At 46.5% G+C, this 25,139-nt stretch carries 17 protein-coding genes; 8 read left to right on the top strand and 9 right to left on the bottom strand.

Features of this window, described 5'->3' with window-relative positions:
• Window positions 1-19: 19 nt before the first annotated feature.
• The 3 genes from JUB15_RS00600 to ggt all read right to left on the bottom strand — a co-directional run bounded on the left by JUB15_RS00600 (window position 20) and on the right by ggt (window position 7,716).
• Window positions 20-4,801, bottom strand: a complete 4,782-nt coding sequence (locus JUB15_RS00600; RefSeq protein WP_207510300.1) for a translocation/assembly module TamB domain-containing protein — start codon at window positions 4,799-4,801, stop codon at window positions 20-22.
• A gap of 619 nt (window positions 4,802-5,420) precedes the next feature.
• Window positions 5,421-5,972: a DUF1572 family protein gene (locus JUB15_RS00605; RefSeq protein WP_207510301.1), complete on the bottom strand. Its 552-nt coding sequence runs from the start codon at window positions 5,970-5,972 to the stop codon at window positions 5,421-5,423.
• Window positions 5,973-6,003: 31 nt separating this feature from the next.
• Complete coding sequence (ggt, locus tag JUB15_RS00610) at window positions 6,004-7,716, bottom strand: gamma-glutamyltransferase (protein WP_207510302.1); 1,713 nt, start codon at window positions 7,714-7,716, stop codon at window positions 6,004-6,006.
• A gap of 455 nt (window positions 7,717-8,171) precedes the next feature.
• Between ggt and JUB15_RS00615 the strand changes: the two genes are divergently transcribed.
• From JUB15_RS00615 to JUB15_RS00630, 4 genes are all read left to right on the top strand, one after another.
• Window positions 8,172-10,718: a M14 metallopeptidase family protein gene (locus JUB15_RS00615; RefSeq protein WP_207510303.1), complete on the top strand. Its 2,547-nt coding sequence runs from the start codon at window positions 8,172-8,174 to the stop codon at window positions 10,716-10,718.
• Between the two features lie 464 nt (window positions 10,719-11,182).
• Window positions 11,183-13,699 (top strand): PIG-L family deacetylase, encoded by a 2,517-nt coding sequence (locus JUB15_RS00620; protein ID WP_207510304.1) that lies wholly within the window; start codon window positions 11,183-11,185, stop codon window positions 13,697-13,699.
• Window positions 13,700-13,855, top strand: coding sequence for a hypothetical protein (locus tag JUB15_RS00625; RefSeq protein ID WP_207510305.1), 156 nt, complete (start codon window positions 13,700-13,702; stop codon window positions 13,853-13,855).
• A 140-nt stretch (window positions 13,856-13,995) separates the two neighbouring features.
• Window positions 13,996-15,735 (top strand): sodium:solute symporter family protein, encoded by a 1,740-nt coding sequence (locus JUB15_RS00630; RefSeq protein ID WP_207510306.1) that lies wholly within the window; start codon window positions 13,996-13,998, stop codon window positions 15,733-15,735.
• Window positions 15,736-15,776: 41 nt separating this feature from the next.
• On the opposite strand, the gene JUB15_RS00635 is transcribed toward JUB15_RS00630, so the two are convergent.
• From JUB15_RS00635 to JUB15_RS00650, 4 genes are all read right to left on the bottom strand, one after another.
• Window positions 15,777-16,727, bottom strand: coding sequence for a bifunctional helix-turn-helix transcriptional regulator/GNAT family N-acetyltransferase (locus JUB15_RS00635; protein WP_207510307.1), 951 nt, complete (start codon window positions 16,725-16,727; stop codon window positions 15,777-15,779).
• Between the two features lie 573 nt (window positions 16,728-17,300).
• On the bottom strand, window positions 17,301-18,140 hold the full coding sequence (locus JUB15_RS00640) for a DUF2911 domain-containing protein (RefSeq protein WP_207510308.1): 840 nt from the start codon (window positions 18,138-18,140) through the stop codon (window positions 17,301-17,303).
• 69 nt (window positions 18,141-18,209) lie between these two features.
• Window positions 18,210-19,649, bottom strand: coding sequence for a carboxypeptidase-like regulatory domain-containing protein (locus JUB15_RS00645; protein WP_207510309.1), 1,440 nt, complete (start codon window positions 19,647-19,649; stop codon window positions 18,210-18,212).
• Window positions 19,636-20,229: an RNA polymerase sigma factor gene (locus tag JUB15_RS00650; protein ID WP_207510310.1), complete on the bottom strand. Its 594-nt coding sequence runs from the start codon at window positions 20,227-20,229 to the stop codon at window positions 19,636-19,638. Before JUB15_RS00650 ends, JUB15_RS00645 begins: the two co-directional genes overlap by 14 nt.
• Before the next feature lie 211 nt (window positions 20,230-20,440).
• Here JUB15_RS00650 and JUB15_RS00655 point away from each other — a divergent pair, with 211 nt between their 5' ends.
• Window positions 20,441-21,229 carry a carboxypeptidase-like regulatory domain-containing protein gene (locus tag JUB15_RS00655; protein ID WP_207510311.1) on the top strand — a complete coding sequence of 263 codons (789 nt, stop codon included), beginning with the start codon at window positions 20,441-20,443 and terminating at the stop codon, window positions 21,227-21,229.
• Window positions 21,230-21,246: 17 nt separating this feature from the next.
• A complete protein-coding gene (locus tag JUB15_RS00660) occupies window positions 21,247-21,498 on the top strand; it encodes a T9SS type A sorting domain-containing protein (protein WP_369411487.1) in 252 nt (83 codons plus the stop codon).
• A 326-nt stretch (window positions 21,499-21,824) separates the two neighbouring features.
• Here JUB15_RS00660 and xerD read toward each other — a convergent pair whose 3' ends face one another.
• Window positions 21,825-22,727, bottom strand: a complete 903-nt coding sequence (xerD, locus tag JUB15_RS00665) for a site-specific tyrosine recombinase XerD (protein WP_207510312.1) — start codon at window positions 22,725-22,727, stop codon at window positions 21,825-21,827.
• Between the two features lie 121 nt (window positions 22,728-22,848).
• Here xerD and JUB15_RS00670 point away from each other — a divergent pair, with 121 nt between their 5' ends.
• Window positions 22,849-23,406: a YkgJ family cysteine cluster protein gene (locus JUB15_RS00670; protein WP_207510313.1), complete on the top strand. Its 558-nt coding sequence runs from the start codon at window positions 22,849-22,851 to the stop codon at window positions 23,404-23,406.
• Here the strand turns inward: JUB15_RS00670 and JUB15_RS00675 are convergent.
• A complete protein-coding gene (locus tag JUB15_RS00675) occupies window positions 23,397-23,756 on the bottom strand; it encodes a YraN family protein (protein WP_207510314.1) in 360 nt (119 codons plus the stop codon). The two genes, JUB15_RS00670 and JUB15_RS00675, sit on opposite strands and share 10 nt — an antisense overlap.
• 35 nt (window positions 23,757-23,791) lie before the next feature.
• Between JUB15_RS00675 and manA the strand changes: the two genes are divergently transcribed.
• Window positions 23,792-25,012 carry a mannose-6-phosphate isomerase, class I gene (gene manA / locus JUB15_RS00680; protein WP_207510315.1) on the top strand — a complete coding sequence of 407 codons (1,221 nt, stop codon included), beginning with the start codon at window positions 23,792-23,794 and terminating at the stop codon, window positions 25,010-25,012.
• Window positions 25,013-25,139: the final 127 nt, after the last annotated feature.

The following is a 25,139-nucleotide window of genomic DNA, read 5'->3' on the forward strand; positions in this document are numbered from 1 at the left end:
TAATGGATTTCCTTAATGGCTAATTACTGCCGGTATCATTTCGTGAGGTATCGTTTGCAACAACGGGTGGTTTTAATTTTTTCTTGCGGTCGGCGCGCCACAGATCGCTGAGGCGTTCGAAGTCGCGGCGGTAGCTGATACTGGCGCCGGAGCGGTTTTGCCGCGCACCGGTACCTGCCAGGTAATTGTATGAATCGCGATAGAAGAAGGTGAGCACGAGTTTACCGTCCTGGCGTATTTTCCAGTCGGCAGAAATATCGGGCAGGAATTGCAGGTTCTTGGTGGCCTGCACCTGTTGGGGCGATAACCCGAAGTCAACGGCACTACCGAATGTAAACGTGAGCCGTTCGTTCATAAAGCTTTTACCAATATTGAAATTAAGATTGGTGCGGTCGATATTCAGCTTGCTGCGGTCGATATTGTCAACAAGATTGCTACCATTGTACAGCTGGGCATTGAAGTTGACCTTGATGCTTTTATCGTTGAATAGTTTCTGGAAAATACTGGAGAACTGTTTACTGAGGGCGCCTGATAATACGCCGGAAATACTGTTCACGACAACACCGCTGAATGCGAGGCTGCCGATGTTGTTCTGGCTCGATGAAGATACCGGGCCGAAGCTGTTGAACACGATGAGGAAGGCCACCTGTTTATTCAACTCGTTCTGGTCGCGTTGGATCAATTGCAGAATGCGCAACGCATCCGGATCATCTTTCAACGGGCTGTTGGTGGGCAGCTCTATCTGGAAAGCGATATCCGGCTTCATGAGGCTTTTCGTTAACGAGGCTACCACAATTACTTTACCGCGGTATTTGCGCACGTTGGAGTTGGCGTTGGTGACCGCTTCGGTTGCCAGATCGCTGAACCGCACATCGTCTGCTTCATACTCGGCATCGATCTTGATGGTGGCGTCATACGGATCGCCGCGCCATTGAATATAATTACCGGTATTCTCTTTCAGTTTAAACGGCTTGCGCAGCAGCGACTGGAAATTGAAATTGTAATTTCCGCGGTCTATTTCATACCGGCCCGTAATGCTGAAGTTGCCATCGGTACCGGTGTACATTTTAAGATTGCCATGGCCGTTAGCCTGTATTACGTCCCCGGTCAATTCATCGAGGATGACATACATGTTGGCATAGTTGTTTGCCGTTACGTCGAGCGACACATGCAGGTTGCTGGCATCGGTACTGCGCACCGCTTTCATTTCGCTACCGTATTGTTTCCATACGACGAAGCTAGCCTGTCCGCTTTCGCGGCCGGTTTGTGAACGGATGTTTAATTTGGAGCTATCAGCAGGTTCGCCGCGCACATCGAGCCGCATGTCTTCGAGCGGGCCTTTAAAAGTGGCATTTGCTTTAGCGATGAGTGTACCGAAGAATGGGTCTTTGCTGGAGCTGCCGGTATTCAATACCATCAGCTTATTGGTGTTGAAAGCAAAGTCGAAATACAGGTCGTCAAAGCCCCTGTGTTTTAAAATACCCTTGGTAATTTGTCCGCTGTTGCCGCGTTCGTCCCGGAATTTAAAGGCGCCAAAATCGATCTGATCTTGCTGGAAATCAAAAACAGCCGATGGTATTTTGTACAGTACATTGGTATAAATGACGCGCAGTTCGCCATCGCGCAGTTGCATCCTGCCCAGGTATTTGAGGTCGTTCGGCGGACCCACAATGCGCAACTGTCCCGTAGCATAACCGCTCAGGTCGGTGAACACGTCATTGAGGTATTTATCGAGCAGGTTGATCTTTGTATCCCTGAAATTACCGGTTATATCAAGGGGGGCGGTATTGGCGGTATCAGACAGATCATACAAACCGTTCAGGTCAAATACGTATTTGTCGTTGTCTGAAATGGTTTTAAAATTCACTTTGTTGGTCACCTGGCTGTAATTGGCATTCAGTTGCAGTTTGCCAATGGAATCGTTATCGAGCCGGAACATTTCGGCCTCACCGGCCAGGTCAACCTGTAATTTGCCAAAGGGATCGATGATATCCGCAGTAGCCGTAAGCAAACCTTCCAGCCGGTTGTCGGTAGTTACGTAAGGCGCGAAGTCACCGATATTTACTTTTTTCAGTTCAACTTTTATGTCGTTGGTATTGCCTATGTCGGAAGGATGGGTGGTCACCAGGATCTCCTGCTGCCCATTGTAGATCTTTACTCCGTCTGCTGATACCAGTTCTTTACTTAACACGAGCTCACCGTTCTTTTCAATCGTCCAGTTCTTACCATTGAGGTCGAATTTCGATTCATTGAAGGTAATGTGCACACCGCCAGGCATTGTTTGCACGCGGGCAAACAGGTCGGCCGAGTTGAGCGTTTGGTTGGCGGTTGTTTTTAACTGTACCAGCGACATATCTTTCGCTGACCGTACCCGAAGATCCGTACCAGGGAAATGCAGGCTGTCGTTCAGGTACACATCGGCTATCGTGCTGGTGAGTGACAGCGAATCGTAATTACCGGCGCCCTTCAGGTTAAGGTTATAAAAGAAGATATTTTTATAGTTGAACTGCGGTACTTCCGCGTTCAGGTCCAACACGTTCTCCTTGCTGTTGATGCGGCCTGTAATGGTGCTGTAATTAAAGCCGCCCAGGTTCTTATCAATGAAGCTCATGTATTCATCCACTTTTTTGGTGGTGAACACAAAGCTGAAGTTCTCGTTCTTGAGTTCCCGGCGCGACGGTTTAATATAACTGGGATAATATTTATTCAGGAAGGAGCGAACGGCATCGGGCAGGTCCCTGATGGAAAACTCGCCGACCAACGCCCCGTCGAATTCATTACTTACCACCGTGATCACCTTGTTGGTGCCCATGGCTTTTGATTCAATGCTTAGTGAATCGAAGGAAATGGGTTTGCTGTCTTTCAGGATGGAGGCTTCGTAAATGCGGGCGGTACCCAGGAAGTTGTCGATATTGCTGCCCGTAAAGTTCATCCTGAACTTTCCTTTTACTTCAATGCTGTCTTTGGTGATTTTGACATTCCGCAGATCGGCTTTGCTCACTTCGGCATCGAAATTAAACGTAGGCACTTTCTGGCTGAAGTCGATCAACCCGTTCAACCGGGCTGTTAAATTAGGGTCATTGCTGATAACTTCACCATTGAACAGGCGTTTGGCAACGGTACCCTTTACCACTATGTTCTGATAATTGTAGTTGTTTACGTCGAGCGAGCGGATATTGCCGTCGAGTTTGGCGTTCAGGGTGCTGGCTCTAAGGCCGCGGCCATTCACTGAACCCATGAAATTGATCTTGCCTACCTGCGGCGCGCCTACAAATTCACCCAGGGAGAAAGACCTGGTTTCAATGCTACCGGTGTACACGGTAGGGGCATTGTCGGGAAACTTCATATTCACGTCGCTTACCACTACGCCCAGTTTGGTTTCGATGGTGCCGTAGGTAACAAAGTCTTTTATGAAGCCGGTAAAGTTACCGCGGAAACGCAGGTATTCGAGCTTATCGAGCCGCGGTTGATGGATGTCTTTCAGGTCGGGAATAATAGTGATAGCATCCCGGTAAGTGGTCCTGAACTCGTTCGCCTCAAAGTCGATATACGTTTTATCGAGGTTGGTAAGGCTGTTGAGCCGGATGTTTCCGTTGAGATAGGTGTCTTTGCCGGCTTCGATCACCAGTTTACGGGCGCTCAGGTTCTCTACAGTACCTCTGACCTTGCCGGTAACACGGATCTCTTTTTTCCATGCCTGCAGTTCCGGGGCAAAAAAAGCAATGTCGTCGCTGTTCAGTACGGCGTTCGTAAAATCGCCTTCCATGCGTACTTTATCTTCAAAGTCGCTCATGTCGTCGAAGGTAGCATACCGCATGGCGAAGAAATTCTGCAGGTGGCTGCGATTGGTTTGAATATCGAGCCGGGCAAATTCCATCGCCTCGGGATGCCAGGTAACCCGGGCGTTTAGTTTTTTAACCACCAGGCCGCTGCGTTCTTTGGTAGAAAGCAGTAAACCGGCCGTGAGGGTATCCTGTTTAAAGTTTACTTTATTAAAAACGGCATTGATATCGGAGAAAAGGATATGATTGCCATCGAAGTATTTGTAAGGCGGCCTGCCGGTTTGCACATCGTTGCGGAAAATGCCTTTATCGAGGGTGAGGCGATCAACGGCCACATCCCAGTTGCCGGGATTCCAGCGCAGGTTATTGGGATCGTTGATGATCGCGGCGGTATCGGGCCTGGGCCGTAAAGAGTCGGGCCGGTTGCCGTCGTAGTTGTAAATGGAAAATTCCGGTTTATTGATGGTGATGCTGTTGATGTGGGCTGTTCGTTTTTTCAGGTTTATTTCATCGGCATCAACATCCATGGAGCCCAGCAGTAGGGTCATATCTTCTCCCCGCCATCCATCGGTTTGCACGAGTTTGACATTCCGGAATTCTATTTTTTCGAGGTCGAGGTCGATGTCGTCCTTCTTTTTTACTTCCTTTTTTTGGGGACTGCTGAAATAGTCTGCCAGGAAGCGGTAGTTCCAGGTGCTGTCGCTGCGTTGCAAATGAATGAGCGCATCTTCGAGGCCGATATAGTTGAGCACCACCCGGTCCTTCAGGAAGAACCAGTCGGTGATATTCACTTTTACGGCGCCGGCATAAAGGAGGGTATCCTTGTGCTGGTCGTTTACCAGGGTGCCTTCGAGCACCATTTTATTGAACAATGCGAAATCGACGTGTTTAATGCGAACGGTAGCATGGAGGTTTTTGGAAAGTTTACCGGTGATCTGTTTTACTAACCAGTTTTGGACAAAGGAGGTTTGGATAGCCAGCCAGGCTAAAATGATCAAACCGATCAGCGCCAGCAGCACGGTCCGGGATATTTTCCAAAACTTTCTCAGGGTTGGAGCGTATTAAATGTAAAAGTAATAAAAGAGTTGTCTATATGGCGCAAAATCAATACCAATGAGTTGTTTTTGAGCAACTTTTCAGTGCCTTTAACATACCCTGCAGGGTGTACCGCGCCGATAGCTGTATGGAACATACGTAAAATGGATATGAAGGTTGGTTATTTCAATGGTTTTTAACGAACAATTTGGGTAAATGGTTCAAAACAGGTAAACGGGGTAAATCGGCACTAGCGGTAATGGTAAGACAGGGGTAAGATAGACAAAAGACCTGGTTAGTCAAAGGGGGGAGTGAGTAGATTGTCAATGGACAATAGACAATGTTCAAACCGCCTTTACAGAGCCCGACGTAAAAAGACGGCAAAGGTTAGATGGAATGCGGCATTTCCGGAAATAACTGATTTAATTGTTATATTAATTCCTCCAGTTGGGGGGATTGATGCGAGGCATCCGGTAGTTTTAAACTACTCGAATTCAATGGATTTAAGTCTGTTACATACCGGCCTGTTTCAAGAGAAACAAATTCGTGACTTTGGCGGGTTGCGCATTGTGCATAACTTGTATATTGCCTATTGTCAATTGCTTATTGATTCTTTGCCGGGTCCTTTATGCCCTCGCTTTTATTGTAAAGTTCCGACTTTCCCTTTTCGATCGACAGGCTTTGCCAGCCGGTATTTTTGAGTAGCTTGCCAATGTACAGGATCTGTCCAACATGATAGGGATAATGCGCCAGTTGCCGGTTGATGGCATCGATGACAGACAGCGGTTCTTCCCGTATATAGATGGTTTTTAGCAGGTCATCTTCTGTGAGTGCCGTAAGTGCCTGCAGAAAGCAGTTCCAGCCCTTTTCCCACAGATCGAGTAATTGCTGGCGCGAATAATTATGCACTTCAAATTCTTCATCCCGCTGCCGCCAGGCCTTTTCCCCATCTTCGGTAAGGAAGTTGGTCCAGCGGCTTAGCATATTCCCGCTCAGGTGTTGAATGATCACCGCAATACTGTTAGATGCTTCGTTGGGCGCAAAATGAAAGTCGGCATCTGTTAGCTGGTCGAACGTCTTTTCACCCAGACTTTTATAATAGCGTAAGCGTTTGATCGCTGTTTGCAGGAATTCTGTGCCTAATGAAATGGACATAGTATAAAAGTTTTAAGCAAGTTACGAATCGTCAATATCCCGCCACCGAGTCATCGCCGCGTTTATCTGCGACCGCCTCAAATCTTCCATTGGGTTCAATGCGTATGACCTCAGTTCGGCCAATGGAGCCGCGCTGCGTTACCTTATAGCCCATCTGCTGCAACTGCTGCCTGACGGCCTGGGAAAAATCTGCTTCCACAAAAATTTCATCGGGCAACCATTGATGATGGAATTTGGGTTTGTTCACGGCGTCTTCAGTGCTCATGTCAAATTCAAGGATGTTGATCAAAGTTTGAAACACCGAGGTCGTAATGGTGGTGCCGCCCGGGGTGCCTACCACAATGAAAGGCTTGTTGTCTTTTAAAACGATAGTGGGGGTCATGGAACTGAGCATACGTTTACCAGGCGCTATGGCATTGGCATCGGCGCCAATGGCTCCATACATATTGGGCACACCTGGTTTTATACTGAAATCGTCCATTTCGTTGTTCAACAGGAAACCGGCGCCTCCAACCACTGTTTTACTTCCGTAATGTCCATTCAGGGTAGTGGTCACTGATACCGCATTGCCGCTTTTGTCGTAAACGCTGAAATGGGTTGTTTCTTCACTTTCCGTTATTACACCGGCCTGAACGGCCTGGCTGCTGCCGGCAGTTTGTGGATCGTAATCTTTCATTCTTTCTGCCGCGTAGGCCTTGCTCATTAATTTTTCCACCGGCACTTTGTAAAAATCAACGTCCCCCAGGTATTTGGCGCGGTCGGCATATGCCCGGCGTTCGATCTCTGTCATCAGCTGCACTGCCTGTGCCGACTGAAAACCATATTCTTTCACCGGTTTATCTTCGATCATATGCATCATTTGCGGCAGCAGAACGCCACCGCTGCTTGGCAACGGCATGGTGAGTATCTTATAATTTTTGTAATCAAATACAACCGGTTCGCGTTCTTTGGCAGTATAGTTTTTCAGATCGTCGTAATTGATGATGCCATGGGCCCGTTTCATTTCATCTACGATCAGCCGGGCGGTTTCTCCTTCGTAAAAACCCGGTAAGCCATTGTCACGAACCCGTTTTAAGGTGTTGGCCAGGTCCTGCTGCACCAGGGTGTCGCCGGTCTTCCAGCCGCCGGGTTTTACAAAAACAGGTGTAACCGTATTATATTTTATAAAAGCGTCCCGTGCATGATTGAGGCTGCGGGCTTCTGATTCCGTTATTACAAAACCTTTTTCGGCCAGGTCAATAGCGGGTTGAATTAATTGTTTAAAGGGCAGGCTGGCGTATTTCATGCACCCGAATAAACCCGCAATGGTGCCGGGAACACCTGCTGCCAGGTGTCCGTTTTGGCTTAATTCCGTTTGTGCATTGCCCTGTTGATCGAGGTACATATCACGGTGTGCCGTAGCCGGGGCTTTCTCGCGGTAGTCTATAGTAATATTTACACCGTTAGCCAGCCGGATAACCGTAAAACCACCACCACCGATATTTCCTGCTCCGGGATATACTACTGCCAGTGCCAGCTGGGTAGCAATAGCGGCGTCTATGGCGTTCCCACCCTGTTTCATAATGGCAATCCCGGTTTCGCTGGCCAGCGGGTGGGCAGAAACGACGGCACCATTTGAACCTGTTACCTTTTTTTGAATGGAATAACTATATGGGTTAACCGGTGAGTTCGTTGCATTACGCGGGGCGGAACAGGCTGCAAAAAGCAGTACTAACGGGAACGTATATAAAATAAAGCCTTTCATATTAAAGTAAACGTTGAGTAGCTAAAATTAACAAACCAAAATTAGCTACTGGTTTTTTTTATAATTACGTTAAATGTTTTAATTTTAGAGCACTAACAAAAACTGTTTACGGGGGATCAAACCACATGAGCTTATGAGAAAGAGCCAATGTACACGGCATTTAGCAACCTTCCTTTCATATAAGTCACTGGTTATTTTGCGGGTTTTTGCTTTCTCCTTATTGTTCATACGGTTTAGATATATTATCTACCCAAATATTAACGCAGGCATTGTCATAAACAGCAGTCAGGTCAAATAGCGGCCGCTGCTTCGGTTTATATAGATCACTGACGCAAGACATTTGCGTTCTAATAAAAACTTAGTGGTCACATGAGAAAATAAAAAGCATTTCACTTTCGTGAGGTGCTTTTTTCATTTTCACCGTTTTAAGTACTTTCACGGTACATTTTTTTATTATGAAGAAAGTCCCCGCTGGTATAGTCCTGTTATTATTCATTTCCAGTTTGGCTTTGGCTCAGGTTAAATCGCCCGATCAGTTCCTGGGGTATAAGTTAGGTAGCCGGTACACCCCTCATTTTAATATTGTCAATTATTGCAGGCAGGTGGCGGAAGCGGTGCCCGATATGGTAAAATTGGAACAGTATGGAACTACCCATGAAGGACGGCCTTTACTATTATTGTATGTGACCTCACCTGGCAACCTGGCGCGCCTGGAAGCCATAAGGCAAAATAACCTGCGGCTGGCCGGATTAACGCCCGATAAAATGGCCCCCGATGAAAAGGCGCCGGCCATTATTTGGTTAAGCTATAATGTGCATGGTAATGAAACCTCTTCGTCAGAAGCTGCCATGCTTACGCTATATGAACTGGTGAACCCTTCCAATACAAGAACCAAAGACTGGTTACAGCATACGGTTATCATTATCGATCCCTGTATCAATCCCGACGGCCGCGACCGGTACGTGAACTGGTTCAATTCGGTGGTAGGTATACAACCCAATCCGCAGCCTTTTACCCGCGAGCATGCTGAGCCCTGGCCCGGTGGACGGCCCAATCACTATTATTTCGACCTGAACCGCGACTGGGCCTGGCAAACCCAGATTGAAACCCAGCAGCGCATAATAAAATACAACCAGTGGTTGCCTCAAATACATGTCGATTACCACGAACAATACTATAATAACCCCTATTATTTTGCCCCCGCGGCCGAACCATACCATGAAGTGATCACCCCCTGGCAACGCGATTTTCAAACCATCATTGGCCGAAACAATGCCAAATATTTCGATCAGCAGGGCTGGTTATTCTTCACCAAAGAGCGGTTCGATCTTTTTTATCCCAGCTATGGAGATACGTATCCATTATATAAAGGCGCCATCGGAATGACGTATGAGCAGGGCGGGCATAGCCGGGGCGGTGCTGCTGTCATCAACCGCGATGGCGATACGCTCACGTTGTGGGACCGGCTGTACCACCATTTCACTACGGGCATGAGCACGATTGAAGCCACTGCGCAAAATGCGCCAAAAGTGGTGCAGGAGTTTAAAAAGTATTACGATAAAGCACGTACTTCACCTCCGGGAGAATTTAAGGCTTACGTCATAAAGGCCGATGAAGGAGATAAAATCACCCGGTTGAAGCAACTGCTAACGCGAAACAATATTGAATGGCGCCATACCGGCATTGGCAGCTACAATGGCCTCAATTATTTCACGGGCAAAATGGCGCCGTTAAAAACCGACAGCCAGGATATAGTGGTCAATGCCAATCAACCCAATGCCAACCTGGTAAAAGTACTTTTTGAAAGGAACTCCCTGTTGAGTGATACGGTAACTTATGACATTACCGCCTGGTCAATTCCCTATGTTTACGGACTTACAACCTATGGATTGAGCAGCTATATTACCGGTTTGCCGAAATCGGCAGTACCTGATAAAGCGAAAACCAAAACCATCAATGGTGAGAACAGCGTAGCGTGGCTGATACGCTGGAACGGATTGAACAGCGTACAATTCTTAAGCAGCGTATTGCAACAGAAAGTAAAAGTGAGGTATGCTGAGCAGCCGTTCAAGGCCGGCAATGAAGATTTTGATAAGGGAACACTTATAATCACCCGCACCAGCAACCAATCGTTAGGTACTTCCTTAAGCAGCATTATCAATAAAGCTGCCGACAAAGCAGGCATTGGCTATACAGCTGTCGCTTCTTCTTTTGTTGACAAAGGATTTGATTTTGGTTCAGAAAAAGTGCATACCATGCAGGCGCCCAGGATCGGGCTGCTGGCGGGCGATGGCATTTCTTCCTTAAGTATGGGGGAGGTATGGCATTTCTTCGATGTGCAGATCGGTTACCCGGTAAATGTTATCTGGGCAAGCGATCTTACCAAAAATGTGTTGCGCGACCTCGATGTGCTGATCTTGCCGGATGGCAATTATCGTTTCCTTTCGGACCGGTCAATGAACGAAGCGCTGAAAGACTGGGTCACAACCGGCGGCAGGGTGATTGCGCTGGAAGGTGCTGTGGCGCAACTGGCTTCTGCAGACTGGGGCATCAAGGTCAAAAAAGGGGATGATGATAAAGGCGATAAAGAGGATAGGGAAGACAAAAAAGATGATTACAGTATGTTGCGTCGCTATGAGAACCGGGAGCGGGATTTTATACCAGGATATAATCCCGGTTCCATTTATAAAGTGGAACTGGACAATTCGCATCCGCTGGCCTTTGGTTACGACGATACTTATTTTACAATCAAGCAGGATAATACCATTTACGAATTCTTCAAGGAATTTGGCTGGAATGTGGGCGTCATAAAAAAAGACAACCAGGTAGCGGGTTTCGTAGGCTCAAAGTTGAAAGATAAATTAAAGGATGGATTGATCTTCGGCGTACAGGAAATGGGGCAGGGTGCGGTTGTTTACCTGGCCGATGATCCGCTGTTCAGAAGCTTCTGGGAAAATGGCAAGCTGTTGTTCAGTAATGCGGTATTTATGGTGGGACAGTAGTTAATGTGATAATGTGATAATTAGCTAATGTGATAATGGAATGCAGTTCCGATAATCAAGGGGATTGTGGGTGCCGGGGCAAGTAGTTTATGTGCTAATGTGATAATTTGCTAATGTGCTAATGGAATGCAGTTCCGATAATCAAGGGGATTGTGGGTGCCGGGGCAAGTAGTTTATGTGCTGATGTGATAATTTGCTAATGTGCTAATGGAATGCAGTTCCGATAATCAAGGGGATTGTGGGTGCCGGGGCAAGTAAGAGCCATTCACCATTGACTATTGACCATTGACCATGTTAAAATTTACCGGCGGATTGGCACACTGCCTCGTATTGTGTTATTTTGCCCCCGGATTAAGATCAAAACCATTAGAATGAAACGTCCATGCCCAGATTTCCGTTATGACATTTAAGGCATGGAAATTTCGCATAGTTCCATTTGGCTAAAGAAAAATAATGATTTTCAGATGAATGAATTTTACCCCGGGCGATTACTATTGTTGATTGTTCTGCTGTATGTACTGCCAGTGTCAGGACAAACGCCCGCTGCTTATACGTCTGCCGATATTTTCCTGCAAATTAAAAAGCTTAAGGTTTTAGGTTCCGTATTATATATAGCCGCCCATCCCGATGACGAAAATACCCGTTTGCTGGCATGGCTGGCCCGGGAACGGTTATATCGTACAGGTTATTTATCATTGACCCGTGGCGATGGGGGCCAGAACCTGATCGGCGACGAACAGGGTATTGATCTGGGTTTGATCCGTACCCAGGAATTGCTGGCAGCCCGCCGTACCGATGGCGCCGAACAATTCTTTAGCCGCGCCTTCGATTTCGGATTCAGCAAAAGCACCGATGAGGCCATGGAAAAATGGGGTAAGGAAAAAGTGCTTAGCGATGCCGTCTGGATCATTCGCAAATTTCAGCCAGATATTATAATCACGCGTTTTCCCGAAGACAGCCGCGCCGGGCATGGACATCACTCCGCTTCTGCCGTGGTAGCCCATGAGGCTTTTAAAGCCGCTGCAGATCCCAATCGCTTTCCCGAACAATTTAAATTAGGGGTACAACCGTGGAAGGTGAAACGCATATTCTGGAATACCTTCAACTTCGGTACTACCAATACTACCAGCAACGATCAGCTGAAAATAGATGTAGGCGGTTACAATGCCCTGGTGGGTAAAAGTTATGGCGAAATAGCTGCTGAAAGCCGCAGCCAGCATAAAAGCCAGGGATTTGGCGTACCGGGGAGCCGTGGCGCACAACTGGAATATTTTTCTTTTACCGATGGTGAACCCGCACAGAACGACCTCATGGATGGCATCAATACCAGCTGGGCAAAACTGGAGGGCGGTGCCGCCATAGAAGCCCAGATCGATGAGATACTGAAAAGTTACTCCATTGCAAATCCCGAGAACACTGTTCCTGCGCTGGTGAATTTATATAAGTCAATACAGGCATTGAAAGACGGATATTGGAAAAAGCAGAAGCTGGAAGAAGTACAGCGCCTGGTAGAACAGTGCAGTGGTTTATTTATGGAAGCCAGTACCGGCAATGAACAGGCTGTGGAAGGCGATTCTGTAAAAATAAATATGGTTATCAATAACCGGTTAGGGGCTCCAGTGCAATTGAGTAAGATACAACTCGATGTGCTGGATACCACCCTATCGCTGAACCTGGAAAAGAACCGGAATGTATCCCTGCAGAAAACATTTTACGTATTTGCTACCAAGCCCATCTCACAGCCTTATTGGCTGGAACAAAAGATGAGCGATGGTTCTTTTACCGTTAACGATCAGTCGATGATTGGTAAACCCCAGAATGAACCGGCCTACCAGGCGCGCTTCGATGTGGTCATTGCCGGGCAACCATTCACCTACTACAAACCGGTACAATACAAACATACCGATCCGGTGAAAGGAGAACTGTATCAGCCACTGGTAGTAGTGCCTTCTTCAACCGTTACTACCGAACCGAGCATCGTCATTTTCCGCAAAGGAGAAAAACAACGCGCTGACATAGCGGTAACGGTAACGGCAAATAAAAAGTTCACCGGATATAAAGCCCGTATTTCAAAAAGACTTACTTACGACAATAGTACCAAAACAGACAGCAACTTCACGGTACTGCCAGGCAGTCAACGGCAATATATTTTTACCATCGACAATGGCATGCTGAAAGATAAGGAACAGGATTTTGTGCAGGCATTTGTTGAATTGAAAAATGGGACTGAAGAGCAGCCGGCTTATTTGAACATGAGCAACATCAGGTACGACCATATACCTCACATTCATTATTTTTACCAGGATGCCATCAAGGTATTGAATATTGATATTAAAACTGTAGGCAGGAAGATCGGCTATATTGAAGGCGCTGGCGATAAAGTGACCATCGCCCTGCAGCAAATGGGGTATGAGGTAACTGTTTTGAAGGAAAAGGATATTACGCCATTTAATCTGAAGCAATTCGATGCAGTTATTACCGGCGTACGTGCATACAATGTACATAATTACCTGGAAGGAAAACATGCTGTACTGATGGATTATGTAAAAGAAGGTGGCAATCTGATCGTTCAGTACAATACCAGTAACTTCATCAGCTCGGTAACAGATAAAATAGGACCCTATCCATTTGCGATCTCGCGCAACCGTGTAACTGATGAAAAAGCAACCGTGAATTTTCTGTTGCCCAATCATCCTGTATTAAATTATCCTAATAAGATCACTGCAAAAGATTTTGACAATTGGGTGCAGGAAAGAGGCATTTACTTTGCCGACCAGATCGACAACGCCTATGAAGCCCCGTTGTCGATGGCTGATCCGAACGAAAAAGAACAAAAAGGCAGCCTGATCATTGGAAGTTATGGCAAAGGCAAATTTGTATATACCGGACTGGTATTCTTCCGGGAATTACCTGCCGGCGTACCCGGCGCCTACCGGTTACTGGCCAATATTATTGCACTAAATAAAAAGAAAGGTTTTTAGATGGGCTCATTAACAAAGCGCGAGTGGTTTTTCATAATTGCTATTATTGTGGGACTGATCCTGGGCAAGCTGTTAAAAAAATTAACGATTGGACTGGTGCTGGGCGTATTACTGGCATTTATGGCCGTCATGATCTTTTCGAACAAAAAGAAATAACACGTCAGATTCATTTATATGTCACCGGTGGAAAAAGAACGTATACCTGTATTTAAAAAGTGGCGGTACTGGTACTGGCTGGTGATCGGTTTTCTGTTATTCCTGATCGTCTTATTTTATCTCTTCACTAAACACTTTGCATGAATTTTTCCCGGTTAGACTGGACGGTATTAGTGTTCACCCTGTTACTCATAATTGTGTATGGGGTATACCGCAGCCGTACATCCAAAAACCTGGAAGGATATTTATTAAGCGACCGGCAATTGCCCTGGTGGGTGGTATTGCTGAGCATCATGGGCACGCAGGCCAGCGCCATTACATTTTTAACGGTTCCCGGCCAGGCGTATAGTGAAGGGATGCGGTTTGTGCAATACTATTTCGGATTGCCATTTGCCATGGTGGTGATATGTATCATCTTTGTGCCTGTCTTTCACCGGTTAAAAGTGTTTACAGCGTATGAATATCTGGAACAACGATTTGATGTAAAGACCCGCCTGCTCACCTCATTCCTGTTCCTGCTCTCACGGGGCCTGTCGACCGGTATCAGCATCATTGCGCCTTCCCTGGTATTACATAGTATGCTTGGCTGGGATATGACGTTTACGACTTTATTCATGGGCGGACTGCTGATCATTTACACCGTGAGCGGTGGCGCCAAAGCGGTAGCCTACACGCAGCAGTTACAGATCATAATAATTTACGGAGCTATGTTCACTGCTGCGTGGTGGGCGATTAAAATGTTACCGGCAGGCATCGGGATCAGTGAAGCTTTGCATGTAGGGGGCAAATCGGGCAAGCTCAATGTAATTACTTCAGGTATAACTGAGAATGGTTTCGACTGGAAGGACCGGTATAATATCTGGAGCGGCGTCATTGGCGGTTTCTTTTTGGCCCTGAGTTATTTCGGCACCGACCAAAGCCAGGTTGGCCGTTACCTCACCGCCCGTAGTGAACAGGAAAGCAAATTGGGCCTATTGATGAACGGACTTGCCAAAGTGCCTTTGCAATTCGGCATCCTGCTTATTGGTATTTTTATATTTGCATTTTACCAGTTTACCAAAGAGCCGGCATACTTTAATCTGGCACAGGAGAGAACCTTACGGCAAAGTGCGCATGCTGGTGAATTTGCTGCTGCTGAAAAAAGATACCAGCAGGTACAGGACGAAAAAAGAAAAACGGCTATGGCGTTAGGAAATGCGCTGCAGCAAAATGACCAGGTTATGGTAAATCAGTTGCGAACGCAGTTACAACAGGATCAGCAACAGGCCGGCCAGGTGCGGGATTCAATAAAGAATATTGTAAAGAAAACAATTCCCGGCAGTGATGGGAATGATACCAATTATATCTTTCTTCGCTTCGTAGGAGATTTTTTACCCAATGGATTAGTGGGTTTGATCATTGCAATTATCTTCCTGGCGTCCTGGAGCAGTATAGCCGCGGCATTGCATGCATTGGCTTCCTGCACCATGATCGACTTTCATAAACGGTTGTCGAAGCGAACTGCCACACCTTTACAGGAATATCGCTGGTCACAAGCTTATGCACTGATCTGGGGTTTATTTTGTGTGGTAGTGGCACAATTCAGTTATAATCTTGGCAATAGTCTGGTAGAAGCTGTGAATATCCTGGGTTCCTGGTTCTATGGAACGATATTGGGTGTTTTCCTGGTAGCCATATTTATGAAAAGGGTTGGCGGAAATGCCGTCTTCTTTGGTGCTATCATAGCCGAAGCGGTTGTTATCAGCGTATATTCGCTTGATCTGATCTCATTTCTCTGGCTGAATTTGGTGGGAGCTGCTGCCGTAGTCTTGTTTTCGGGATTGCTACAGGCAGCGTTCTTTCGTAAAGACAGCGCGAAGATAATACCGTCTAAAAAATAAAAGGCTCACCACTCACCATTGACAATTCACCCTACCCCTCTTTAAAAAATTAACTCCATTTGTATGTTACATCTTTCATACGGAGTAGCATGCCCGACCACTTTCTTAAATCCTAATTTATGATACAGGTTAATGGCAGGTTGCAGGATGGTGTTGCTTTCAAGATACAGTTTTTTAGCACCCAGTGATCTCGCTTTGTCAACAGCCGCTTTGCCCAGGAGCCACCCGATGCTTTTGCCCTGGGCTGCGGGTGATACGGCCATTTTAGCGAGTTCATATTCATATACCGGGTCATCCATTTTGAGCAGCGCACAAACACCAACAGCTTCATTGTTGTACAGGGCAACCAGAATATGTCCGCCTTTGGCGATAATGTTCTTTTGTGGATTGTCCAGCGCCTTATGATCGGCAGCTTCCATTTTGAAATATTTCGAGATCCATTCTTCATTTAATCGCTTGAAAGCCTCCTCGTGGGCCGGTTTGTAATCGACGATCTGCACTTCACGGCTTTCGCGTAATTTCTTTTGTTCCTGCACACGGCGTAACAATGATTTCTGTTGTAAAAGGAACTCCCATTCTTCGATCGCTTTCCACAGATCATGCCTTGTTTGCGATAAAGCTTCTTCTATAGCATTGGTAACATCGAGGTACTGGGGAGCAATGTTCTGCATGATCTCTTTGCCTTTTTTTGAGAGACCTACAACATTTTTACGGCCGTCCAGCTTGTCTTTTTTTTCAGTGACAATGCCGTGTTTAACCATTTCCCTGATGATGGTGCTTACCGACGGGTGCGAGTGGCCGATCTCTTCGGCAATGGCTGTGATGGTTTTGTCCTGTCCCAGCGATAGCGCATGGAAGACCGGAAACCATTTAGGCTGCAGTGATACATTGTACATTTTATATACCTGGCCCGCGTCTTCCGTTATCTGTTCACTTAACCGGCGCAACCGGCTTCCCAGCGCCATTTTACCGGCATTATTGTAGAAGTCCATTATTTAATCAATTATGTAATTAATTACGTAATTTACGACCTTTGTTGGAATTACACGAAGTAATCTTTAAAATTTTCAGGGATGGAGTTCCGAAATGTAAGGCCGCGCCTGCAAGCGGGACAAAAAAAGGATCACACGGGAAAGCGCCGAAAAAAAACGGCGTTTTGCCTCCAAGCGAACCACCCAAAAAGGTAAATCATGCCGGGGCGATATCAAGGATAAAGCAGTATGCGCGACGCGAAGCAGGTCAAATAAAAAAACAGCTCGGCAAGCGGTCCCAAACAAAAAGAGCGGGTTGCGCTGGGGCGATATCAGGAAACAAAGCGGCATGCCCGACGCGAAGCTGGACAAAACAAAAAGCAGCGCCGGAAGCGATACCAAACAACAGATATTTAGCGTCGCCAAAGACGCACACAAAAAAGCGGACCACGCCGGGAAGCGCCAAATAAAAAAGCCGGTACGCCGCCAAGCGCGACCTTACAAAAAGTAGCCGGGCCCTCAAGCGGACGCACATAAAAAAAGTGGGTCCCAGCGGAAAGCGGACCCACTTTGTAAAGAATATACTATTGACAATTATTTCAGGGTAGCCAGCAACTTTTGGTTCAGGGCTACATAATCATCGTTCTTGGCTTCTTTGGCCAGCTCGATCGATTTGTTAGCTGATTCAATGGCTTCCTGCTTTTTGCCCAGTTTGGCCAGGCAATTGGCTCTCTGATGTATAACCCAGAAAGCTTTCGGATTAGCCTCAGCAGCCTTGTTAAACCATTCCAGTGCTTTGTTCAGGTCTTTCCCTGTCTCCATGTAATACATGGCGGCGCCGAAATAAGGATGGCTCTTGGGATCTTCTTTTTTCATCAACTCATCGATCTGGGCCATTACTTTGCCGTCGATCTCTGTAGTGATGGGAAGAACTACATTGGTTTGATCCCACATCATATGCAATTCAATGCTGGTTGGTTTTACATTGGCGAATTGCATAGTAAAGGTTTCTACCTTGTTTTTAATGCTTTCAGGTTTTGCCTGCACACGCACTACATCATTTTCCTGTTTGTAAGCTGCTGGCGAGGTAACATCCAGTTGTTTGGTAAGGATGATCGTCCAGGAACTCTTATCAGGAATGGTGAGCAAACCATATTTACCGGCAGGTATTTTCTTTCCGCCAATAGTTACTTCGTCAGCAAATGTAAGCGTGGTCGCCTGGTTGGCACCGGTACGCCATACTTTGCCGAAAGGCACCAGGTCGCCAAATACTTTGCGGCCTTTGATACCCGGACGGGAATATGCTAATTCAATAGAACCCAATCCAAAATCCTGTTTAATGGTTTGTGTGGTCGAAGGCGCAGGTGTTTTTAATTGCGCCTGAGTGGTAAATGCAAATGCAAGCATGCATCCAATCAAAATGGTCTTTCTCATGACGAACGAATTTGCGCGAAAGTAAGATATAAACGAATTGTTTTATAGAAATCCTGGATGAACGGAATATTAAAATCTTACCATAACTGTTATGCGGGCTTTGCGTCCTTTAAGCAACTTCCAGCTGGGACCCTGCATAATGAGCCTGATAGCCTCATCATCAAATGGTTTAGAGAGGGATTGTACGATCCTGAAGCCTGATAAAGTCCCTTTTTTATTTACTTCAAAGGATACTACCACCTTGCCGCTTGTAGAAGAAGCGCCGGCAGGTATTTTTTTGTTCTTCTCAAGGTATTGTTCAAACGCAAGCCAGCCAAATACCGGCTCTGCATCGAACACAACAGTATTGGGCAGCTGGCTGTTACCGGATGGTGTAAGTATTTTGTTATTGGCAGGTGGTGTAACAACTACATCCTCCGGCGTTGCATTGGCCGGTTGCAGCTGCAGCTGGCTCAATGTGGCATTGTTCTGTAGGGTAAAGTTCTGGGTGCCATAGCCGGTTACATTCACATTTACATCTACTACAGAATCTGTTACCGGTATTTTGAAGAAGCCGGCTTTATCGGTGATAAAATTGTTGTTGTTCTTGTTTATCTGTACATAGGCGTTGGCAATCGGGTTACTATTGAAATCGGTAACCTGGCCTTTTATCACGCCCGACAGGTTGTTTTTATAAGCACCATACGTCTTTTTGGGATGGTTGTCGGATGGCTGGATCGTTATCAGCTCTGTTTCCCGTTCTCTGTTTTGGTTGTAAATGTTATTATTCGGTTTTAAAGCTTTGGCTTTATTGAGCTCGGGAACTGCTGCCGGTGATGCGGAAGGGGCCACTTCCCGCTTTGCCATGGCTTCCTCTCTGGGGTACGAACCGGCTGCTGCTATCTCGTCCCGCAACGGTGGGAAACTGTCCTTTTGCCGGCGATTTTCATTCGCAAATGCCAGTGACTCCGTAGCAGCTTCCGTTTGGGTGGCTTTATCTTCAAGACGTTTGTTTTCGGCAACAGCAGGCAGGGGAGGCCTTTCAACAGCTTTTGCAGCCGGTTGCTGGTTGGTAATTACCGGAGTGTTCATGGTATCTGCCGAAACGGTGGCCGGCGCCGGGGGTTGTTCTTGCTGAGGTTGTTTTTCCTCTGTTTTGGCAATGATGGAACCGTTGCTGCTTACTTCTTTTTCGGAAACAAGGCTGTATATCCATACACCGGTGATAATGATTACCACAGCAGCGGCCGCTGCCTGCCAGTACCGGAACGGCTTAAACGCCGCCACTTTAGCCGAAGCGGCGGTGCGGGTTTGCAACTGCTGCTGCAACTGTTGTAACTGACCGGTAACCAGGTTTTCGGAATGGGCGGCATAAGCTTCCTGCATTCCTTCAATGGCGTCGGCCAGGAACGGATCATCCAGTGCCGCCTTTTCCATAGCGTGCATTTCACGGGCAGATAATTTCCCCTGCACATATCGCTGGATATCTGCTGCCGTATATTGATTGATATGTTCCTTATGATCGCTCATGAATCGGCAGGGCTGACCCCTTTTCCATACATATTTTTAGATTTCGCCGGCCGTTCTGGATAAAGCTGCGCACTTTATTCCATTCAATGCCGGTTACTTCTGCAATTTCTTTATAACATTTGTTTTGCAAATAGAACAGCTCCACTGTTTTCTTTTGCTCCAACGATAAGGTTTCCAAACAACGTTCCAGCTTTTGCAGGTTCTCTTCCTTCAACTGTATGCCATTCAGATGCATTTCTTCCTCCAATTGCATACTGTCTGCATTAAATTCTGTTGTTTTCAGGTTTTTGGGCGTACGCAACTGCATGAGGCAGTAGTTCTTAGCCAGGGTGTACAGCCAGCTCTTAAAGTTTTCTACCTCATGTTTGGGCAATTTGGCCACCAGTTCCTCAAAGATCTGCATCACTGCATCCTTGGCGGTTTCCGGCTGCTTCAGGTATTTCAGGCAAACGCCGTATAAAAGATCCATATACCGTTGAAAAAGAACTGCCAGCACCTCCATGTTCCGGGAGGTACGATACAGGTTGACCAATTCTTTATCGGGCAACTCATTAGCGGGTATGTTCTTTAAAAATGCCACCGACGGCTAAAATTAACAAAAACTGGCGTATGTATTTAATGAATACAGCTTTAACCAGGCTGTATAGGGTATTTAATTAATAAGACGATTATCCGATGTTGAAGTTGCAAGGGCGTGTTACTGCTGAAATGACGGGTTTGGCGGTTAAAATTATTTTTATCGGACGCATATGTAATTTTTTCGATGGTTACATCTTTCAAAAAACAACCGTATGCCTGCATCTATACATTTGAATATCCCCGAGCCCTGTCATGAGAACTGGAACAATATGACGCCCCGCGAGCAGGGCCGTTTTTGCGGTTCCTGTCAAAAAGTGGTGGTTGACTTCAGTGTAATGAGCGACCAGGAGATGCTGAATTATTTTTCAAAAGCCAGTGAGCATGTATGTGGCCGCTTTTCGAACGACCAGTTGAATAAGGAAATAAAACCAACGGAAAAGAAGAAACGATTTAAGCTCGTGTATTTGTGGAGTGTAATGCTGGCCTCTTTTATCATTACCAAATCATATGCTCAGGGCAAACCGAGGATGAAAAAACCGGCCACGGAAAGTGTTCGCCCAAATCGTACGTTGGGAGAGGTTGCCCTCGTGCCCGATGAGCCTGTAAAGGCAGTGATACCCATTGTAATGAATGGAACAATTGTGGATGCACAAAATGGTAAGCCGGTCGTGGCAGCCAGTATCACTGTCGAGGGCACTGAAAACGGAACGATGGCCGATTCAACAGGGCATTTCAGATTATCTGTTGAAAACAAACATAACATGAAAATCGTGATCAGTGCCATTGGTTATGAAACGCAAACGCTCATGATCGAAAATACCACCAGCTGGAAGAATATACAGGTATTGCTGAAGCCACAGGCTGTAACGTTAGAAGAAGTGAGTGTAATTGGAAACGGTAGTAAGACAGGCCGGTATGTCATGGGCGGTGCGATCGGCGGCATACGTATAACAAGAATAGATACAATAAAAGATTCATCAATGACTGGGCGCCTGCTGTAGCGAAGAAGGATGTTAAAATTTATCCAAACCCGGTTGCGCGGGGCAACAGTATCCAGGTAAAACTAGTCCTTCCACAAGCTGGTGATTACAAATTGGAATTACTCAATACTGCGGGACAGGTAATGCTGATCCAGCCCCTGTTCATGCAAACAAAGGAACAACTGATTGATCTGTACACACAGTCTCACTGGAGTGCCGGTATGTACTGGGTGCGTATCTCATCCCCCGGCTCAAAAAAGATCTTCCAGAACAAAGTGCTGTTGAAGTAAGCGGCATAAAAAACCGCTTTATGGAATTTTAGAACATTCAACATCTCATAATTAGACACTGTATGTCAAAAACTTTACACATTCGAATACCCGAACCTTGTCATGAGAGCAGGCATGATATGACTCACCAGGAGCAGGCCGTTTTTGCGGATCATGTCAGAGAAGTCATGCGTATCGCTGCGCCCGGCGAAAAGAATGTGTATCAATGTAAAGTAGCAATACAATAAACGCTTTTCTAGTTATACGGGGTTCATTCAGGATTCTATGAGTAGTGTTTATTTTCCATTTCATGGTTCCTATACCGGCCGTCAGGCCGGTATTTTGTTTTATCCCTTAAACGCCGGATGAAACTGCTGCAAGGTGTCACGGAGGAACTCGCGGTCTAAATGCGTATATATTTCAGTGGTAGTTATACTTTCATGGCCCAGCATTTCCTGTACAGCGCGCAGGTCGGCGCCGCCCTCTACCAGGTGGGTAGCAAAGGAGTGACGGAAAGTATGTGGCGAAATGTTCTTGGTGATGCCTGCTTTTTTCACCAGTTCCTTTAACATTAAAAAGATCATTACACGGGTAAGCTTGGCGCCGCGGCGGTTCAGGAACAAAATATCTTCATGTCCCTTTTTCACCGGCATATGCACGCGAATGTCTCTCTTATAGATCGTAATGTATTTGACTGCTGATTCACCAATAGGCACCAGTCGTTCTTTATCACCTTTACCGGTTACGCGAATAAAGCCTACATCGAGGTACAGGGCAGATAACTTCAAATTTACCACCTCACTTACCCGCAGGCCGCAGCTGTACATGGTTTCCAGAATGGCTTTATTACGGCCCCCTTCGGGTTTGCTCAGGTCTATCTGGCCGATGATGGCTTCAATTTCATCAAAGGTGAGCACATCAGGTAGCGCCCTTTTCAGTTTAGGTGCTTCCAGCAGGGTGGTGGGGTCGCTGGTTACAATGTTCTCAATTAAACAGTATTTATAAAACGAGCGAATGCCTGAAATAATGCGTGCCTGGGACGTGGGTGTCATGCCCAGTTCTCCTATCCAGCGGATAAATTGCTGTAGATCGGGCAGGGTTACGTGGGCCGGACTTAACACATTGTTCTTCTCCTGCAGGAACTGGGTCAGCTTGTCTATATCCCGCAGGTACGCTTCCACTGAATTATCAGACAGTGATTTCTCCAGTTGCAAGAAAGCCTTAAATCCTTTTTTGTAAGGGTCCCACATAGTGTCTGGTTGAAAGATAACTCCGTTCCGCGAACAATACTGTTATCCGTAACAAAATTTCCTATATTCGTTGCTCAAAAATAAGGGTTCCATATTATTGCCCACTTAAAACACTGTCCACATGCTATTGAGTCTTCGCATGATGAAAAAGAAAATGATGCTGAATCGGTCTGCATTCAAAAGGTTCCTGACCAAACTGGAAAAGGATCCTCCCCGTGGGCTCGATACCCTGGCGGTGCAAACCGATAAGCTCGTTTGGGCAGAAACTGATTGCCTGGCCTGTGCCAATTGCTGCAAGACCATGACGCCCACTTTCACAAATACCGATATAAAACGGATCTCGGCGCATTTAAATATGACGGAAGAAGCTTTTCGAAAGAAATGGCTGAAGAAAGACCGCGCCGGTGATTGGGTGAACACCCGCCAGCCATGTCAGTTCCTAAACCTCAAGGATAATAAGTGCTCTATTTATGAAGTGCGGCCGAAAGATTGCTCCGGTTTTCCGCACCATACGCGCCGCCGCATGATCGATTATATGCACGTGTTCAAGCAGAACATCGAGTATTGTCCGGCTACTTTCAGGTTAGTGGAGCGAATGATGGAGCGATCTGCCACCGGGAAGGCAGAGGTGGTGGGCATCAAATTGAAGGAAACAGGTAAGAAGGCCGATCATAAATAAACGTCTTCTATAAAGAAATAATCCGGCGGTTGATTGGGCAGCAGGGTAATTGAGAGTATGTTATACTGCACCTCCCGCCATTGCGGATTAAGGTACATGTATGCCCGGGCGCATTTAAGCATGTAGTTTATTTTCTTCTTTGAAATACTTTCCTCGGGGTGGCCAAACAACAGGTTAGTCCTGGTTTTTACTTCAATGATGTGAAGTATATTATCCCTGGCCGCAATCACATCGATCTCATACCGGGCATGCCGCCAGTTGCGGTGTAAAATGGTAAAGTTCAGCTGCTGCAGATAAGTAACAGCCATGTCTTCGCCTTTTTTACCGGTATCATGATGCTGATAGCTCATAGCATTTTTGTAACATTGCAAATTACTGAAGTTCTATGTCGTACAATACTAAAATATTCAAACTGCAAGGCAAGGTTCAACATTATACATGGGGTGGAACGGACTTTATTCCTGCTTTGTTGCACCTGCCTAATGTTGACAAGAAGCCTTTTGCTGAATACTGGATGGGAGCGCATGATAATGTTCCGGCTGAGGTCATATTGCCTGACGGTACCCGGCAACCGCTGAATGCATTTATTAAACAGGATGCAGTTACTGCCCTGGGGCAGCCGGTACATCAACGGTTCGGCCGCCTGCCGTACCTGTTTAAAGTACTGGATGTAAAAGATATGTTGTCGATACAGGTGCACCCTAACAAGAAAGCAGCAGAATCGGCTTTTGCTGCCGAGAACATGAAAGGCACACCGATGAACGCACCTAATCGCAATTATAAAGACGATAACCATAAGCCGGAGCTGATGCTGGCGCTGAGCGATTTCTGGCTGCTGCATGGCTTTAAATCGCCCCAGGCATTGGTGACCATTCTCATGCAAACACCTGAACTGCAATTCCTGGTACCTATTTTTGAGGGAAAGAACTACCATGCTTTGTACGAACGGGTAATGACCATGGATCAGCACGAGGTGGACGAACATTTACAACCCCTGCTAGATCGCATAGTTCCCCTGTATGAAAAAGGATTCTTAAACAGAACCCAGGAAGATTTTTGGGCAGCACGGGCGGCAAAAACTTTTTGCGAGCCCAATAAACTTGACCGGGGCATTTTTTCCATTTACCTGTTTAACCTGGTGAACCTGAAACCAGGTGAAGCCATTTTCCAGGATGCCGGTATTCCGCATGCCTACCTCGAAGGGCAGAATATGGAGCTCATGGCTAACTCTGACAACGTTTTAAGGGGCGGGCTCACCAATAAATATATCGACGTTCCGGAGCTTATGCACCACACCCGGTTTGAGGCTGTAATTCCCGACATTTTAAAAGGTACGGATGGCGCTGTGATCGGTGAAACAATATTCCCTACACCTGCTGCAGATTTTGAATTGCGCAGGCTGAAGCTGAGAACCGGCGTTCCTGTAACCCTGACCGCTTCTACCGCTGAAATACTTTTTGTGTATGAAGGGGCGATCAAAGCTTCTGACGGTCAAAAAGAGCTTTCGTTGGTCAAGGGAGAAACCTTATTGGCTGTAGCGGGAGCCGGGTTTGAGCTGCAGGCGTCGGCTGATGCGATCGTGTTCAGGGCAACGGTTCCGTTGTAATGTAAAAGTGAGCGCCGATCTCCCATTGGCGGCTTGATCTATAGGTCAACATTCCTGAATTATTAATATGAAGCAAGAAGTATGAAGCAGGAGGTAAGAATATCAGACTCTTCTTACTTCTTGCATC

Origin of the sequence: Longitalea luteola, from assembly GCF_017356035.1 — a bacterium.
Classification (GTDB): Bacteria; Bacteroidota; Bacteroidia; order Chitinophagales; family Chitinophagaceae; genus Niastella; species Niastella luteola.

Coding starts and splice junctions, on each gene's coding strand:
- JUB15_RS00605 (WP_207510301.1), bottom strand. CDS start 5,972: ATGTCCATTTCATTAGGCACAGAATTCCTGCAAACAGCGATCAAACGC.
- ggt (WP_207510302.1), bottom strand. CDS start 7,716: ATGAAAGGCTTTATTTTATATACGTTCCCGTTAGTACTGCTTTTTGCA.
- JUB15_RS00615 (WP_207510303.1), top strand. CDS start 8,172: ATGAAGAAAGTCCCCGCTGGTATAGTCCTGTTATTATTCATTTCCAGT.
- JUB15_RS00620 (WP_207510304.1), top strand. CDS start 11,183: ATGAATGAATTTTACCCCGGGCGATTACTATTGTTGATTGTTCTGCTG.
- JUB15_RS00625 (WP_207510305.1), top strand. CDS start 13,700: ATGGGCTCATTAACAAAGCGCGAGTGGTTTTTCATAATTGCTATTATT.
- JUB15_RS00630 (WP_207510306.1), top strand. CDS start 13,996: ATGAATTTTTCCCGGTTAGACTGGACGGTATTAGTGTTCACCCTGTTA.
- JUB15_RS00635 (WP_207510307.1), bottom strand. CDS start 16,727: ATGGACTTCTACAATAATGCCGGTAAAATGGCGCTGGGAAGCCGGTTG.
- JUB15_RS00640 (WP_207510308.1), bottom strand. CDS start 18,140: ATGAGAAAGACCATTTTGATTGGATGCATGCTTGCATTTGCATTTACC.
- JUB15_RS00645 (WP_207510309.1), bottom strand. CDS start 19,649: ATGAGCGATCATAAGGAACATATCAATCAATATACGGCAGCAGATATC.
- JUB15_RS00655 (WP_207510311.1), top strand. CDS start 20,441: ATGCCTGCATCTATACATTTGAATATCCCCGAGCCCTGTCATGAGAAC.
- xerD (WP_207510312.1), bottom strand. CDS start 22,727: ATGTGGGACCCTTACAAAAAAGGATTTAAGGCTTTCTTGCAACTGGAG.
- JUB15_RS00670 (WP_207510313.1), top strand. CDS start 22,849: ATGCTATTGAGTCTTCGCATGATGAAAAAGAAAATGATGCTGAATCGG.
- JUB15_RS00675 (WP_207510314.1), bottom strand. CDS start 23,756: ATGAGCTATCAGCATCATGATACCGGTAAAAAAGGCGAAGACATGGCT.
- manA (WP_207510315.1), top strand. CDS start 23,792: ATGTCGTACAATACTAAAATATTCAAACTGCAAGGCAAGGTTCAACAT.